Below are 15,970 nucleotides of genomic sequence, written 5' to 3' on the forward strand. Positions count from 1 at the left end.
CAAGTTTTGTTACAAACCAAGCGACGCAATCACGGTTTTTTAGTCAAAAAATAGCGTACAACTCTCTAAACTTAGTCTGTTATTCCTTTCTTCATTAACAAGAGCAACGGACTATGAAACGATTATTTCTTTCGAGCGCGATCAGTCTCGCTTTGCTAAGCGGGTGTACTACTCAGCAAGCGACACCTGCGCAGCCACAGGCTGAGCAAAGCGCACAAGCCCCGGTGATTAAGTCACCGAATGATGACCGTCACTATCAAGTGGTTGTGCTGCCCAACCAGCTCGAAGTGATGCTGATCTCTGATCCAACTACGGAAAAATCAGCCGCCTCATTGAGTGTGGGTGTAGGACTGTTGCAAGATCCGCAAAGCCAGCAGGGTATGGCTCACTATCTGGAACATATGCTATTTCTTGGTACTGAAGATTATCCGGATACCAAAGGTTATTCAGAGTTTATGACGGCGAACGGCGGCAGTCAGAATGCATACACCTGGCTTGATATCACCAACTATATGTTTAGCGTCAATAACGACGCAGTCGACGAAGCACTGGACCGTTTCTCTGACTTTTTTAAAGCACCCATGCTCTACCCGGAGTATACCGATAAAGAGAAAAATGCGGTGAATGCCGAATGGTCCATGCGCCGCGAGATGGACTTTTTTGGCCAGTTCAAATTAGCCCGTAATCTCCTTGGCGATCACCCGGCCAACCGGTTTTTGATTGGCAACCTGGAGTCGTTGGGTGATAAAGATGGCAGCCCTTTGCATGCCGAAACCGTAGCCTTTTATGAACGCTATTACTCCGCCAATATCATGAAGGTTGCGCTATTAGGCAACCAGTCGCTGGCAGAACTAGAGCAGCTCGCCCGCAAACACTTCAGCGAGATTGAGAACAAAGCGATTGCCGAGCCCGAAGTCAGTACCACGCTCGACTTCGATCATGTTGGCGGCAAGCGTATTCATTACGTTCCCAATCAGGATATCAAGCAGTTACGACTTGAATTTATCATCAACGATAATAGCGACGACTTTGCGGTTAAACCCAATCAGTTTATTGCTTATCTGATGGGTTCAGAAATGCCAGGCACGCCCGCATATTTGCTGAAGAACAGCGGCATGATTTCCAGCCTGAACGTCTCAGCAAGTCCGACACAATACGGTAACTACGGCAGTTTCAGTATTGATGTCAGCCTGACTGACGCTGGCATGCAAAATCGCGAAACCATTACCGCCATGTTAATGCAATATCTTGAGCTGATTAAAGCGCAAGGTGTGGACGAGAAGTATTACGCCGAAATCAAAACCAGTCTGCAGAACCAATTCCGCTTCTTAGAGAAGTCTGACGAATTTGGTTACGTGTCGAACCTGGCCGAAGCCATGCAGAATGTTCCCGCCGCCATGGCCATCGCGGCGCCTTTCCATTACGAGCGCTTCGATGCCGAAGCGATCCGTAAAGTACTGGATCAGCTAACGCCTGAACGTCTGCGGATCTGGTATGTCAGTCAGCAAGAACCGCATGATAGTGAGCTGTATTATTACGACGGCAAGTACAAAGTCGTCGATATTAGCGCTGACGAACAGTCGTCCTGGCAACAGGCGCTAAACCTGCCGATGCATCTGCCAGCGGTCAATAACTTACTTCCGGAGAACTTTGAGCTGGTCGCTGAAACCCAGCCTGAGAAACCTGAGGTGGTCGTTGAGCAAGACGGTATTACGGTATGGCATTATCCCAGTGAGGACTTTGCTGACCAGCCGCGCGGCTGGATGAGCATTCATATGAACTACCCGAATGCTTTACAGTCAGCTAAAGCCGATGTCTTACTATCGCTCTGGCGTGACCTTTACAACCTGCAACAAAGCGCGCTCGCTACTGAGGCGGGTATTGCAGGTATGAACCTGAGTCTGGCGGCGAATACCGGCCTGACATTGCGCGTAGGCGGCTTTACCGATAAACAGCCGGTATTACTCGAGCAAGCGTTAGCCGAGCTGATAGTTAGCGTGAATGAACAGAACTTCACACAGGCAGTCGACCGCTACGTGCGCGCCTTGCAGAATCAAGACAAGCAGTTCCCGTTCTATCAGGCCTTCGGTGCTTATAACCGTCTTATCCGCGAAGGTAACTTTAATACTGAGCAATTGATCAGCACCGCGCAGTCACTGACGGCGAACGATCTTGAAGTGTTTATGCATGAGTTTTTGCAGCAAAACAACACCCGTATCTTTGCGTTTGGCAATTACAATCAGGCCGCGCTGGAAAACGTTGTTGCGAAAGTCGCCAACGCCCTGCCCGCCGAGCGCCAGAATGTTGCCTATGAAACGGCTGCCTTCTGGCTGCCACAGCAGGACAAGACGGTGGTCTGGCAAGAGGATATTGACGTTGCCGATGTCGGTCTGATTGATGTTCACGTCAATCCGACGCCGGGCTATGCCACGTATGCCGCAGCTACCGTATTGAAGGGACACTTCAGCAATGTCGCGTTCGATCGCTTACGCACTGAAGAGCAATTGGCGTACGCGGTGGGTGGCACCGCTACGCGACTCGATGATTACACAGGGTTTGCCATGTATATTCAGACCCCGGTGAAAGACGTGGCCGCGATGCAGGCGCGCTTCGATGCATTCCGCGACGAGTATGCAACTGTGCTGGCGGAACTGACCGAAGCCGAGTTTGAGCAGCTTAAGAGCAGTACGCTGGTCACTTTAAAAGAGCCGCCCAAGAATATGTCAGAAGAAGCCGCTCCACTCATCAGTGACTGGTATCGAGAGGAGTTTGAATTTGACAGCAAGCAGCGCCTGATCGACGCAGTTGAACTGGTGACGCTGGCTGATGTTCGCAAGTTTTACCAGGACACCATGCAAAACCCGTCTGCGGCGCGCATTAATGTACAGATGCGTGGCACTAAGTTTGCTGAGCAGCCCTTTGCCGAGTTTGCTGAACAAACCACGGTTGAGCAGTTAAGCGAGTTTCATGAGCAGATGAAAAAACAGTAGCTAGCCCTTAGAGCGACTGCGGGAGCAACGTTGGGAACAGTAGTTTACCTGTTCCCAATCGCGCTGCGTCATAGCCGCAAATCAGTCAATCTCGCGATGATCTTTCTTCGGCTTCGCCCCGCGCTCGACCCGTTTCACCGGGCCGCGCTCAACCGGCGTCGGCTGCTGGCGTACTACGGGCTGACTTGGCTTCGATTCAAAGCGCGGCTGCTGCCGTACCACCGGCTGACTTGGCTTGGATTCAAAGCGCGGCTGCTGCCGTACCACCGGCTGACTCGGCTTCGATTCAAAGCGCGGCTGCTGCCGTACCACCGGCTGACTTGGCTTGGATTCAAAGCGCGGCTGCTGCCGTACCACCGGAGCGACCGGTTTTTGCTCCATGCGTGGTTCATTTACCCGACGCATGCGCGGCTGGGCCTCGGCTTCGAGTAAGCGGCGGCGTAACTCAACCTGCGGTGGCCGCTCTTCTTTCACCGGTGCTCCTATCACCCGACCGGGCGGTGTTTTGCGCTCCAGTTGCGGCGGATTACGCACTAGTTCACGGTGCCGGTAATCAACATTGCGGCGATGGCGTGGGTCATGGCGCCAACGATCGCCCTCGCCTGGTCGCGGATGATCATAGTAATCACGGCGATGACGGCGGTCACGATGGCGATCGTGATAATGATGGTGATGAATCACCACGTAACGGTGAGCCCAGTAAAAGTCGCTGAAAAAATACCAATGCGGTACATGGTACGAAAGCGACCAGCGAATACCGCTGCCATAACTTACTGACATGCCCCAGCCGTCCCAGTAGACAGGGGGACGATGGTGCCACCAGGAGCCGTACACATAGCGGCTGTCATATACCGGTACATAAACGATTTCGCGGCGCACCGTATGAATACGAATCGCGTCGCGCTCACGGGCGACGGCCACATGGTCATCACTCCGCAGGTTACCGGCGGCATAGGCGCGATCCCGCAGCAATTGAATACTGGCAAGCACATCTTCTTGCTGCGCCAGAAATGCCTCACCCACCGCTTGCGTCCACTGCAAATCTTCACTCATCTGGCGTAGCACATCCGGAGTCGCCACTAAAGCTTTCACGCTGGGATCCCAGTCCTGAGCATCCGCAGCTGCCAGGGCTCGCTCCGCGGAAAGATGCTGATGTTCGCGCGTCCAACGCTCGGCCTGCACGACTTCCAGTGGATAGGTCGCGGCAATCAGAATATGTGAAAGTAAGCTATCAGGGTAAAGCGCGATGGGTGCCAGCATGCGATCTAAGTCAGCGCGCTGATAAACACCATCAACAGCATAAGCGGTATAATTCGGCGCTTCAGCATAGGCGTTTGGCACCGTAGTACAACCGACGGAAGCTGCTAAAGCCAAGGATACGACACTTAACTTCAACAACGGTAATCTGGCTTGTTTAAACTGTCTCATGAGTGAGCCTCCGTATGGTGGATGGACTTAACCATCGTTACTAGTATAGACGCAGGCGTCACCGAAAAAGTGACCGAAGGTATGTAAAGCGAAGGTAAAGCGTCATCGGGCTGGCTAAACAAGCCGCCGTCCGGACTCGGACGGCGGCCAGTCCTGTTACTGAATGCCTAGCTCTTTCAAAAGGTTATCAGCATCGTCTACCTGCTCCATTTGCCACAGCATAAAGCGACTGTCGACCTGAATCGAACGGGTGTTATCAATATTAAAATCCCAGTCCGAGATAATTGAATCAAGGGTTCCGTCAAATGCCAGTCCCACCAGCTCTGCTTTACCGTTAAGTACTGCAGAACCAGAGTTACCTCCGGTAATATCCAGCGTCGCCAGGAAGTTCACCGGCACCGAGTCGAGGCTGGCGACATAATAGTCACCAAAGTCTTTTGCCGCGATGGCATCCAGTTGTGCTTGCGGCGCGTTGAACTCACCCTCACCGGTAGCCTTTTGCATAATGCCGCGCAAGGTAGTAAACGCTGTCCAGGCGGTACCATCGTAAGTGCCATGGTCACGTCCGGTCACAGTGCCGTAGGTCACCCGCAAGGTGCTATTGGCATCCGGATAAACCGCTTCGCCCTGCTCGTTCATGAAGGCAATTTTTGCTTTCATATAATTGGCATAGGCTTGCTGAATGTTGCCCGATAACTCTTCGGCGCGGTCCTGTTCGGCTTGTTGCTGCGGGTACAGGGCAACTGCGGCTTTAATAAAGACATCGTCACTGTCAGCAAACTGACTGGGTTTGGCTTCCAGTAACTCGTTCCGGGTTGCAAGTTCAGTAAGGTCTGTCTCGACGTACCATTTAGCAATGAGTGAGCGCAGCTCGGCATCACTCATGTTGTCCTTGAGGCCCAACGCATTGTCAAAGGTTGTGTCACGCTGGTCAGCTGGTACTTGCAAGTAATTTTTCAGATTATAAAAATCGAGCGCCTGCTCAACACTGGCGGCAAAGCTACGATCCAGACCGGCCATATAGGCACGGTAGCGTGGCAGATCACGTTCCTGGTAGCCCACTTCACGCTCGGCATCCGCTTTAGTTTGCTCCTGGCTGAGCTTATAAAGCGCCTGCGCGACACTTAATAAGCGCGGCGTCGCCAGTGAGCGGTAGTAATCATTGCGCTCGCGTTGATGACGTTCGGCCAGCAATTGCTCAATCGCAATCAGATCATCGGCATAAGCCGCACGGTTTGCCATGGAACTGTTAACCCATTCGGTCAGCGCCGCATACTCCGCTTTTTTGCGCGCCAGCAGGTCGCTGTTGGCATAACTGTCTAGCATACCCTGGCGATTTTTCAGGTAATTGTTCAGGCCCGCGACGCGACTGGCATATTTTAACTCGGCATCTTTATTATCGACGGTTTGTGCGGCAATAATGTCCAGATTATCGCGAAAGCGCTCGACCATGTTGGGATAACTCCACTCGAAGGTATTCTCCACCTCGCTGGGCAGACGGTGACGGTTCGTACGCCCCGGGTAGCCAAGCGCCATCACAAAGTCACCCTCATCAAGCGCCTCCTGACTAATCGTCAGGTGATGCTCAGGCTGATAGGGCACGTTGTCTTCTGAATATTCTGCCGATTCGCCTTGCGGGCTGACGTAGGCGCGATAAAACGAGTAGTCACCGGTATGCCGCGGCCACATCCAGTTGTCGGTATCACCACCAAACTTGCCGACGCCCTCAGCGGGCGCGTGCACCAACCGGACATCCTTAATTTCCAGCTGCTTGATCAGATAGTATTCCAGGCCACCATAAAACGACGACACACTGCAACGATGTCCTGCGTCCTCTTCACAGGCCGCAACAATGCGCTTGTAGTTTGACTCAATAGCGTCCACCCGTGCCTTACCGGTCAATTGAGCTGTCGCCGCATCAATAACCTCTGCGGTGACGTTCTCAACCGCTTTGGTGACGTAAATACGTGAACCTGGCGCCGCAGCGACTTCCTCTGCCATAGTTGCAGCTAAAAAACCATTTGCGAGTAAATCATTCTCAGGCGTGGAGTTGTAGGCAATGCTGTTGTACACACAATGGTGATTGGTAACGACCAGGCCCTGAGGTGAGACAAATGAGGCCGAGCAGCCCCCTAAACTAACAATCGCGCCCATAGGAAACTCGGTCAGCCGGGTCAGGGTGGCCGGGTCTAATTCTAAACCGGCAGCTTTTAACTGGCCGGCGATTTCCGGAAGTTGTTGCGGCATCCACATGCCTTCATCGGCAAGCGCACTGGTGCTAAGCAGTGCAAGAGCTAGTAATGACTTTTTCATGAATTCACTCATAGTTATAGTTATTGAACGAGAGGGAAGTTAATAAAAGGTTGGTCACCATCATTGACGCAAGTACGACCGATGTCAACGGTTATCCGAAGCGCTGAGCAGACCCAACTCGATAGCTTTAAGAACCGCACGGGTGCGGTCGCTCACGCCTAATTTTGCCAATATGGTCGAAACCTGATTCTTTACCGTGCCAGTTGACTTAAACAGACACTCAGCAATTTCCTGATTGCTCAGCCCTGCGGCTAACAGGCGCAGCACTGCCAGCTCTTTATCGGTAAGCGGCTCTGTCAGTTCTTCAGTGCCGCTTTTCGAACCTGATTGCAAGCCTTCGACAATGCGGTGAGTGAGTGTGGGCTCAAGCCAGGTACCACCTTGATGCAGGCATTCAATGGCTGCCACCAGCGTCTCCAACGACACATCTTTTAACAAATATCCCTTCGCGCCCGCCTTAATCGCAGCCATGATGCTGGTGTGATCATCAAAGGTGGTGAGCATCAGTACCGGAATACCCGGATACCGTTGCTGCAGCTTTGTGACGGCCTGAATCCCATCACACTCCGGCATGCGAATATCCATCAGCACGACATCCGGCACATACTCCGCGACCTGTTCCAGCGCTTCATTACCGTTGGCGGCCAGCGCTACCACGTCCACCTCAGGAGCAAGTGCTAACAAACTTTGCAGCCCTTGACGCACCAGGTTTTGATCATCTACCAAGATCACTTTTATGCTCATGATTGTTCTACCGGCAACGAAATACGGATACAAAATTGCGGCGCGGTCGTGAGCGCGAACGAGCCTTTTAAGGCATGCACGCGATCGCGCATGCCTTGCAAGCCATTACCGAGCTCAACGGTGGCCGTCGGCCCTCCGTTGTCACTCATCTGCAGGTTAAAATGGCGGTCGCTGAGTTGCGCAGCGATACGCAAACAGTTGCCCCGCGAGTGCCGGACGAAGTTGGTAATCGTCTCTTGCACTATCCGCACCACTGCCTCAGCGACCTCGACCTGTGCCAGTTGCAATCCGGGATCAAGGTCGAGTTCAATGCGTTTATGCGGAGTTGGTATTAGCAACTGTTCCAGTAATGGCTTCAGCGGCATCGCCGCCGAAGCTCTTATTTCTGAGACCGCCTCGCGCACGTCGGCCAGTAATAACTTCGCTATTCCCTGGCTCTGCTGTAGCAGTTGCTTAACCTCACCTTCGCTTTTGCGTTCAGCGACCTGCAACTGGATTGCCAGAGCGGTCAAATGGTGGCCGAGCAAGTCATGGATATTGCGGGCAATGCGGGTGCGTTCCTGTCGTTTATTGACTTCCGTAAGTAGCTTTTGCGTGGCCCGAAGTTCACGGTTTAGCGCTTGCTCGCTCTCCCGCGCGCGTTGCTCGCGTAGCTGACTGCCCATCATCAGAATGGCAAATAAATGAAATGCCCAGAATAGCAGGCTGGTCAGCCAGGCATCCTGCTGTTGCCAGTGCAGCTGGAAAATCAGCGCATGAGGAACGTTGATCAACGCCGCTATCAGCACCGAGTTACGGATGGTGAAAAAATAAGGTAGCTGCGCGCACCACATCGTTAACAAAATCGCCAGAAAATTCAGTGGCAATAACCAGAACAGGATGTAGACACAGAGCAGCTGTAATAGCAGTAACAGATACCGGCTTGTGGGTTCAAACTTTAGCGATTGCTCCTGGGTGGCCTTGGCGAACGCAACAATGTAGACGACAAAAAGCAGCAGTGCTCCCCACCAGGACGCGGAGAAAAGGGCCGAGTCTGGCCGCCCGGCGATCAGCCAAAGCGACATCGTTGCCAATAACGCCCAGGTCAGCAGGCCTGCCCAGCGTTCTATTCCAAAGTCATTGAGTGAATGTTTAATCTGCATAGATCATGTGCCAGCTATCGACGATCGAAGTTTAGCCAGATTAGCCTGAATCGCCGGCACATGCCTATGCCAAAAGTCACTATTTAAACGACACCCTGATCAATCATCGCATCCGCCACCCGTCGGAAGCCGGCAATATTGGCGCCCAGCACCAGATTGTGCGGGTGACCGAATTCTTCGGCCGTGTGTTGCGCGTCGCGGTAGATACGGCGCATGATGCACTGCAATTGCTCATCGACTTCATCGGCGGTCCAGCGCGTCATGCTGGCGTTTTGCGCCATTTCCAACTGACTGGTCGCCACCCCGCCAGCATTGGCTGCTTTGCCCGGACCAAAAGCGGTGCACTGTTCGACAAACAAGTCGACGGCGGCTTGGGTACAGGGCATATTCGCCCCCTCAACCACTGCTTCAATACCGTTTTCCAATAAGCATTGCGCATCGTGCTCGTTCAGTTCATTTTGCGTCGCACAGGGAAAAGCAATATCAGCTTCATAGCGCCAGATCGCCTCGCCATCGTCAGGGTAGTCTTCAGTGGCGGTGTATTCGGCATCATCATGGGTCTCACAATACTCAATTAAGCGCCCATGCCGAACCTCTTTAATCTCTTTCACTAAGTCAAGATTAATGCCTTGCGGATGATAAATCGTACCGTTGGAGTCTGAGCAGGCAATCGGCTTGGCACCCAGCTCATACAGTTTTTGCATGGTGTAAATAGCAACATTTCCTGAACCCGACACCAGACAACGTTTCCCTTCCATCGACTTATCGCGGTGATTCAAGAGCTCCTGCGCAAAATACACACAACCAAAACCGGTCGCCTCGGTGCGCAGTGCCGAGCCGCCCCAAAGCTTACTTTTACCCGTCATAACACCATCAAAACGATTCATCAGGCGCTTGTATTGCCCAAACATGTAACCGATTTCACGCGTACCTACACCGATATCACCAGCTGGCACATCAGTATGCGGACCTATGTGGCGATGTAGTTCGGTCATAAATGACTGGCAAAAACGCATGATTTCGGCGTCTGATTTACCTTTCGGATTAAAGTTAGCGCCGCCCTTTCCGCCACCAATTGGCAACCCGGTCAACGCGTTCTTAAAGATTTGTTCGAAACCGAGAAACTTGACGATACTGGCATTGACGCTCGGATGGAAACGCAAGCCACCTTTGTAAGGCCCTAACGCTGAGTTAAATTCAATACGATAGCCTTTATTGACCTGAATTTTGCCGTCATCGTCGACCCAGGGTACGCGAAACATAATCTGCCGTTCAGGCTCCAGCAAGCGCTCAATGATCGAGTGTTGACGGTATTTCGGATTCTGCTCCAGTACGGGCGCCAGTGACTCCAGTATTTCTTCTACCGCCTGATAAAACTCGGTTTGGGCCGGACTGGTTCTTTTTAATTGTTCAATGCTGTCATGGATATAAGTCATTCGTCCTCCTTGTCCTCGATACGCGGCGCCGGCAGATTTTGACCACCTTGTAATAAATTTAGTTGGGTTGCCGCGCCTTGCTCTGGTAATTCGAACTCCATGACGATACCAAACTGCTCACTAAATAAAACCGCCGGACTGGAAGCTTCGACTAAAAATGCCGACTGATTGGTGGCCTGTGCCGTAATTCCCGCATCCGTATGGCGAATACTAATCACAAACCCCGGCTGCAGTTGATAGTCGCCAACCAGGCGCGCAATTTGTGCATCATCAAGTGTGATCGCCTGGCGTACCTGTACCTCCTCACTGATTTTTTCACTGTAATCAGGCATGTTCTGATCGGCCGGATAAAAATTAAGCCCCTCAACAGCGCCGTTGGCGTCACGCAATACCTCAAAATAAGTCAGTGAGTCGGTATAAACGAACTGATCATCGCCGACATAACGCAGCGCAAAAGCCTGACCGTCGCCACGTTTACTGTAAAGTGAATTGTCACGCGAGAAAATCACCCGCGAGGTTTGCTCATCCACCCGATAAGTTCCGATGATCGCGTCATGCAACTCTGGTGGCACATCTACCGTTGCTTTTTCGATAGGGAATGGCTGATCAAGTGCAATGCCAGCCAGTCGCATGGCCGTCTCGCCTGCGCCCATGCCCGGCGCCATACGATTGCTCAGCACCACCACCGACAGCTGTGTTTCAGGTAGCCACAATGCATAGGCATTAAAACCGTGAATCCCGCCACCGTGGCTAATCATTGAATGACCTTGCAAGGTGCTGACACCGACGCCATAGGCATAATCATTCAGTCCACTACTGGCATCGATCATTTGCTGATAACTTTGCTCAGAAAGTACTTCGCCACCGTGTAAAGCGCGCTGCCAGCGGTCCAGCTCAGTTGCTGTTGCCGAGAATGCGCCAGCAGCGTGGGGCTGTGTCATACTGATATAAGGAGCATTGATAAAGCCATCTTCAAACATATACCCGGGCACCCGACCGGGAACGATTTCCGCGGCATGGAAGTAGCCGGTTTTTTGTAACTGCAGCGGCTGTAGCAGTTGCTCGTCAATGAACGCATGCCAGCTTTTACCACTAAGCTCTTCAATCACCGCACCAAGCACCACATAGCCTGAATTACTGTAACGCCAGTCCTCGCCCGGAATAAAATGCAAAGGCAGATCACTGGTTAACGCGATGATCTCTGCGGCGGTCACGTCAGCACGGATACCATTACCCATCATATACTCACTGTTATCGGTGTAACTGGGCAGGCCTGAGGTATGGTTCAGCAACTGGTGAATGGTTAATTCTGGCTCGTGAAAGTCCGGTAGGATGGTGCCCACCGCATCGTTAACACTCAGCTGGTTCTGTTCTGCCAGCTTTAAAATCGCGGCAGCGGTCAACTGCTTGGTCACCGAGCCAATTTTTAAAATATGCTCAGGCGCCATCGCCACACCCAACTCGAGATCAGCCATGCCACGGACGCCCGAGTAGAGCTGCTCACCTTCGCGCGAAATCATCACCGTAACGCCGGGCGCATCATTCTCATAAATGGCGTCCAGTGTGGCATCAAATTTCTGAGTTAACGCACTTGGTTGCGCCGCCGCTGGTGATTCTGCAGCAGGTGGCTCGACAGCAGGCGTACAGCTGATTAGACTCAGTAACAAAACAGGCAGAATCAGGTTTTTAGTAGGCATGGTAAGCTCCTTGGTAATTTTTTAATCAATACTAGTCCAGCCTGCCGCAAGTTGCCGTTTTTTCTGTCATTTACCAATGCAAGCATTTAGGAGATCTGCCGTGTGTGGAAGGATGAATGTCATCGCTGCGCCCATTGCCCAGTATTTGCGCGAACAGCTTCAGCTTAACTTCAGCACCCACGACAATACCGATCTCAGGCCCACCCAGCGGGTGGACACGCTGATGGTCAGCAGCAGCGGCTGGCGCCAGATCCCGACGCACTGGGGCATTCAACCACAGTGGGCCAAACGTTTGATCATAAACGCCAAAGTTGAAACCGCCGCTGAGAAAAAAACCTTTCGCCAGGCATTTCAGCAATCGCGCTGTCTCGTACCTGTGAGTGGCTGGTATGAATGGCGGGCCGAACAACATGGCAAGACCAAATATTACTTCAGTGCTGCTGATGGTCAGCCGTTATTTATGGCCGGTATGGTATTTCGCAGCGACGACGGCCCGCGACTGGTCACCTCTACCACCGCGCCGACCGTTCGCTGTGCGCAGTATCACGATCGCATGCCATTGCTGATCGAGCATGACGCGCTCGATTATTGGATGCATGCTGACATTGAGCAGTTACCTGCGCTGTTTCACGCGTTTCCTGATACGGCCCTCCGCATTAACGCTTCGGCATAAAAAAAGCGCTGACCTGGGTCAGCGCTTTGGTATTAGCACTACGCGTTGGCGTTATCGCGTCACCTTCAGGCGACGACGCGTCAGCGCCAGCAGCAGGGTGCTCAGTCCCAGCCATACCGGGAAAGAACCGCTGGTGGTCGCGTGATCAAGGTTCGGTACTTCTTCCTCGGCAGGAGGCGCTGAACCACCTTCATCCACGTCCGGATCGCCACCGTCATTGTCGCCAGTGTCACCAGCTTCCGTCGCGATAGCTACCACCACAGGATCATGATCCGAACTACGGTACGGGTCAGCATTGTAAAAGTTGTTCTGATTGAACTCACTCTTGTATTCAATGTTGTAGTCAAAGACGGTCGGTTCATCGGCATTAATATGCCAGTTTGCTACCGCCACTACTTTTGCTGTCAGGCTTTCTGAGGCCAGTGCATGATCAAGTGAACCTGCCAGGCCTTCATACACATAGGTGTAATTCTCAGCACCCAGTTCAGCCAATTTCAGATCGGTCATACCGCCGTCAATCAACGCCTGAATAGGGTCTTCCATGCCATAAGCATTAAGGTCACCAATGATCAGTACATCTGTCACATCGCGGCCGGTGGGGTTACCCTCAATCCAGCTCAGTAAGGTCTCTGCGGCGGCCACACGTGTAGCATTCCAGCAGCCCTGGCCATCGCCACTCTCCTGATCGCCCGCTGCGGCATTATCGCTGCACCCACCTTTCGAGCGGAAGTGATTGACGATCACGGTCACTTCATCTTCGTTGACCAGGTCATGGAAGGTCTGCGCAATCGGCGGACGATTGCCAAAATCAAACGGCGCATCAGTAGTGAATACCGCGGTACCCGTTTCCGCCACACGATCAGTGCGGTACATCAGCGCGTTCGTGATCGAGTCACCACCCACGTAATCGGCACCTTCGAATACGACAAAATCCCACTCGGCCTCGCTTTGCGCGTTAACTTCGGCGGTTAACTGTGCAATGGCACTGTCTTCGCCAAAGCCATCGTTCTCAATTTCATTCAGACCAACGATATCAGCGTTCAGGCCGATAATCGCTGCGACCAGCTTCGCTAACTGACGGTCATATTCAGCGACTGAGTCTGCGCCACGGTCGGTTGGGAAACCACCGCCCTGGCCGTCACCATTATAAAAGTTTTCAACGTTAAACGAGGCAATCCGTAAATCGCCTTCGGCGGCGAGTTCAGGCTGCTCGGTTCGTGGATTGGTAGCCACATACTGCAGGTCAGCAGTTGGTACTAAACGGTACTCACTGAAAGAGTAATTAATGACACCGGTTGGGTTGGTAATTTCGGTACCCAGGCGTAGCGGATTCAGCGCACTCAGGTCACCCGCAGGAAACGGCACAGATTCCGGGTTACTGCCACTACGGGCATCGTCAATAAGGAACGCGTTGAGCGCGATATTCACGTCGTTATTTTCGGCCGGCGCTGCTACCTGCGTTGGCGTATACAAACGCTCTTTAGCAACCCAGAACTCACCGTAACGCCCTAAAGTATCGGTATTGGTTACCACCACCGGATGACTTACGGTTACCAGCATACCTTCAATCGCTTCAAAGTCTGCCATGCCGCTGACAGGTAAACTTAAGCTGGCCGCACTGACGCTTTCGCCAGAGGCACACACGGTGATACCGGTAAGATTACTGATTTGCGTGGAGTCATAATATTCACTGACGGTACCGGCCAGACGCACCCGGTCACCAACTTCGACCTGCGTGTCCTGATGATAGACAAAAATACCTTCTGATGTGCTCGCGTCGCCGTCCTGGTCAGCGTCTTCTTCTTGTAAGAAGAACCCACCTAAGGAGCCACTTCCGCCTTGATGGTCGGCAGTAACAATTGCCTCGATCACGACTTCAGAGTCAACCATAGGGCTACTAAAGCCTGCCCCTTGTACCGCCGAGATCAGCGTCGCGCTGTCGCCACATGCGCCAAACTCTGGCGCTGGCTCAGGCTCAGGCTCCGGCTCTGAAGCGCCATAACCTAAGTGCTGACCTAAGTCTCCGAAGCTATCGCGGGCAAAGGTATCGAACTCAACGTGCGGCTGATAAGCATCACTTGGGTCGGTATCACCGCTGATGATACTGTCTTTGCGACGCAATGTTTGCTCAGCCATGGCTACGCCTTCGCTGGCCCAGTCTTCGTCAACGCCTACTTGTCCCATGGAGTCGACCACAGCAGTACCATTTTTTAGTACCAGCGCGTCGTTACCGTTGTAATAAAGATTACCCGTTTTGTCGGCAGCTGCCTGAATCTCGGCACTGGCCTGCGGATGTGCGACGACAAAAATACCGTTGGCAGGTAAGGTGCCTTCCAGCGGCACGGTATTACCAGCTTCAGTGTCACCGTTGGAGTAAATTTCCAGCACGTAGGTGCTTAAATCGACTTCGGTACTACCGGCATTAAAAAACTCGACAGCCTTGTTGTTCGAGCTACCTTCGATATACTCAGAAATGATGATGTCCGCATTAGCTGCGCCGCTCGCAAGTAGCGCAGATAATGCGATTGCTAAGTTATGACGTTTTATAGTCCATTCTCTTATCGTTATGTAATCCAAGTTGCATGTGCGGGGTCACTATAGCGCACTTTTTATAACAACTTAATGACTTTTTATGACAAGTGGATGACACCTACGCAACGCCAGAATAACTACAAGAATCACCACACGAATAACCGCCAGACTGAGTGAGTTTTGATGTTATGTCCCATGATTTTATCGAAGTGTACGACAACGCTCTGAGCAGCGACTTTTGTGAAAGCTTTATCGAGACTTTTGAACAAAGCCCACACTTGCAGCCCGGTCGCACTGGGGGTGGGATCGATACCAGTAAAAAGCTCAGCACCGACCTGTATCTGAATCAGCACCCTGACTATCAACGCCAGCTACAAACCATTATCAGTGCAACTGAACGCTGCACGGTTGAGTATTTTAAAAAGTATCGCTTTGCACTGATCGCGCCGGTGGCATTGCAGGTTCGTCATCCACAAACCGGTGAGGCGGTGGCACTTACCCATGAAAACTTTGACGAGGTCGCAGCAGGAAATGAAGCCGCCTACATGCAGTTTCTATATCGACTAGGGCCCATCCAGGCACAAAAGTATTTACAGGGTAAGGGCAATTATAATTACTGGCATTGTGAGGTATTTCCGGAAAAAGGCAGTGTCGAAGCTTTACACCGTAGTTTGTTGTTCATGTTTTATCTGAATGACGTCAAAGAAGGCGGAAGCACCGACTTTTATTATCAGAACCGCAGTATTTCGCCGCGCCAGGGCCGCATGGTCATTGCACCGGGTTATTTCACCCATACCCATCGTGGCAGTGTCCCCTTGTCGGGCGACAAGTACATTCTGACCAGTTGGATCTTGATGAAGTCAGGCGCGCAACTATTCGGGACATAACATCGACTTCAGGCGCAGGGTCGTCAATTAACGCAAGTTTCCCTTCGAAGGTCGGATTTTCCATGTGAACTGCGCTGATTTTTGCCATAATAACGGGTTCTAAACCGTTGAAAACCCGAGCGCCAGGA

At 52.3% G+C, this 15,970-nt stretch carries 10 protein-coding genes; 3 read left to right on the top strand and 7 right to left on the bottom strand.

Annotated features, from left to right (window positions below; all coding sequences use genetic code 11):
• The first annotated feature begins 113 nt into the window (after positions 1–113).
• Entirely contained in the window at positions 114–2,990 is a 2,877-nt protein-coding gene (locus CWI71_RS00310; RefSeq protein ID WP_126753250.1) for an insulinase family protein, read from the top strand.
• Between the two features lie 81 nt (positions 2,991–3,071).
• Here the strand turns inward: CWI71_RS00310 and CWI71_RS00320 are convergent, their stop codons facing one another.
• The 6 genes from CWI71_RS00320 to CWI71_RS00345 form a co-directional block, all read right to left on the bottom strand.
• Complete coding sequence (locus CWI71_RS00320; RefSeq protein ID WP_126753251.1) at positions 3,072–4,418, bottom strand: DUF3300 domain-containing protein; 1,347 nt, start codon at positions 4,416–4,418, stop codon at positions 3,072–3,074.
• Between the two features lie 156 nt (positions 4,419–4,574).
• On the bottom strand, positions 4,575–6,731 hold the full coding sequence (locus tag CWI71_RS00325) for a S46 family peptidase (protein ID WP_126753252.1): 2,157 nt from the start codon (positions 6,729–6,731) through the stop codon (positions 4,575–4,577).
• 84 nt (positions 6,732–6,815) lie between these two features.
• Entirely contained in the window at positions 6,816–7,475 is a 660-nt protein-coding gene (locus tag CWI71_RS00330) for a response regulator transcription factor (RefSeq protein WP_126753253.1), read from the bottom strand.
• Positions 7,472–8,617: a sensor histidine kinase gene (locus CWI71_RS00335; RefSeq protein ID WP_126753254.1), complete on the bottom strand. Its 1,146-nt coding sequence runs from the start codon at positions 8,615–8,617 to the stop codon at positions 7,472–7,474. Before CWI71_RS00335 ends, CWI71_RS00330 begins: the two co-directional genes overlap by 4 nt.
• An 83-nt stretch (positions 8,618–8,700) precedes the next feature.
• Positions 8,701–10,053, bottom strand: a complete 1,353-nt coding sequence (gene gdhA, locus CWI71_RS00340) for an NADP-specific glutamate dehydrogenase (protein WP_126753255.1) — start codon at positions 10,051–10,053, stop codon at positions 8,701–8,703.
• The gene (locus CWI71_RS00345) at positions 10,050–11,750 is read right to left on the bottom strand and encodes a serine hydrolase domain-containing protein (protein ID WP_126753256.1); all 1,701 of its coding nucleotides are present in this window, start codon (positions 11,748–11,750) and stop codon (positions 10,050–10,052) included. Before CWI71_RS00345 ends, gdhA begins: the two co-directional genes overlap by 4 nt.
• A 100-nt stretch (positions 11,751–11,850) precedes the next feature.
• Between CWI71_RS00345 and CWI71_RS00350 the strand changes: the two genes are divergently transcribed.
• The gene (locus CWI71_RS00350) at positions 11,851–12,423 is read left to right on the top strand and encodes an SOS response-associated peptidase (protein WP_126753257.1); all 573 of its coding nucleotides are present in this window, start codon (positions 11,851–11,853) and stop codon (positions 12,421–12,423) included.
• Positions 12,424–12,474: 51 nt separating this feature from the next.
• Here CWI71_RS00350 and CWI71_RS00355 read toward each other — a convergent pair whose 3' ends face one another.
• Positions 12,475–15,000, bottom strand: a complete 2,526-nt coding sequence (locus CWI71_RS00355; protein WP_126753258.1) for an ExeM/NucH family extracellular endonuclease — start codon at positions 14,998–15,000, stop codon at positions 12,475–12,477.
• Positions 15,001–15,143: 143 nt separating this feature from the next.
• On the opposite strand from CWI71_RS00355, the gene CWI71_RS00360 reads away from it, so the two are divergent.
• Positions 15,144–15,842 (top strand): 2OG-Fe(II) oxygenase, encoded by a 699-nt coding sequence (locus CWI71_RS00360; RefSeq protein ID WP_126753259.1) that lies wholly within the window; start codon positions 15,144–15,146, stop codon positions 15,840–15,842.
• Positions 15,843–15,970 lie beyond the last annotated feature (128 nt).

It is taken from the genome of Pseudidiomarina insulisalsae (assembly GCF_003987065.1).
GTDB lineage: Bacteria > Pseudomonadota > Gammaproteobacteria > Enterobacterales > Alteromonadaceae > Pseudidiomarina > Pseudidiomarina insulisalsae.

Coding starts and splice junctions, on each gene's coding strand:
- CWI71_RS00360 (WP_126753259.1), top strand. CDS start 15,144: ATGTCCCATGATTTTATCGAAGTGTACGACAACGCTCTGAGCAGCGAC.
- CWI71_RS00330 (WP_126753253.1), bottom strand. CDS start 7,475: ATGAGCATAAAAGTGATCTTGGTAGATGATCAAAACCTGGTGCGTCAA.
- CWI71_RS00320 (WP_126753251.1), bottom strand. CDS start 4,418: ATGAGACAGTTTAAACAAGCCAGATTACCGTTGTTGAAGTTAAGTGTC.
- CWI71_RS00325 (WP_126753252.1), bottom strand. CDS start 6,731: ATGAAAAAGTCATTACTAGCTCTTGCACTGCTTAGCACCAGTGCGCTT.
- CWI71_RS00335 (WP_126753254.1), bottom strand. CDS start 8,617: ATGCAGATTAAACATTCACTCAATGACTTTGGAATAGAACGCTGGGCA.
- gdhA (WP_126753255.1), bottom strand. CDS start 10,053: ATGACTTATATCCATGACAGCATTGAACAATTAAAAAGAACCAGTCCG.
- CWI71_RS00345 (WP_126753256.1), bottom strand. CDS start 11,750: ATGCCTACTAAAAACCTGATTCTGCCTGTTTTGTTACTGAGTCTAATC.
- CWI71_RS00310 (WP_126753250.1), top strand. CDS start 114: ATGAAACGATTATTTCTTTCGAGCGCGATCAGTCTCGCTTTGCTAAGC.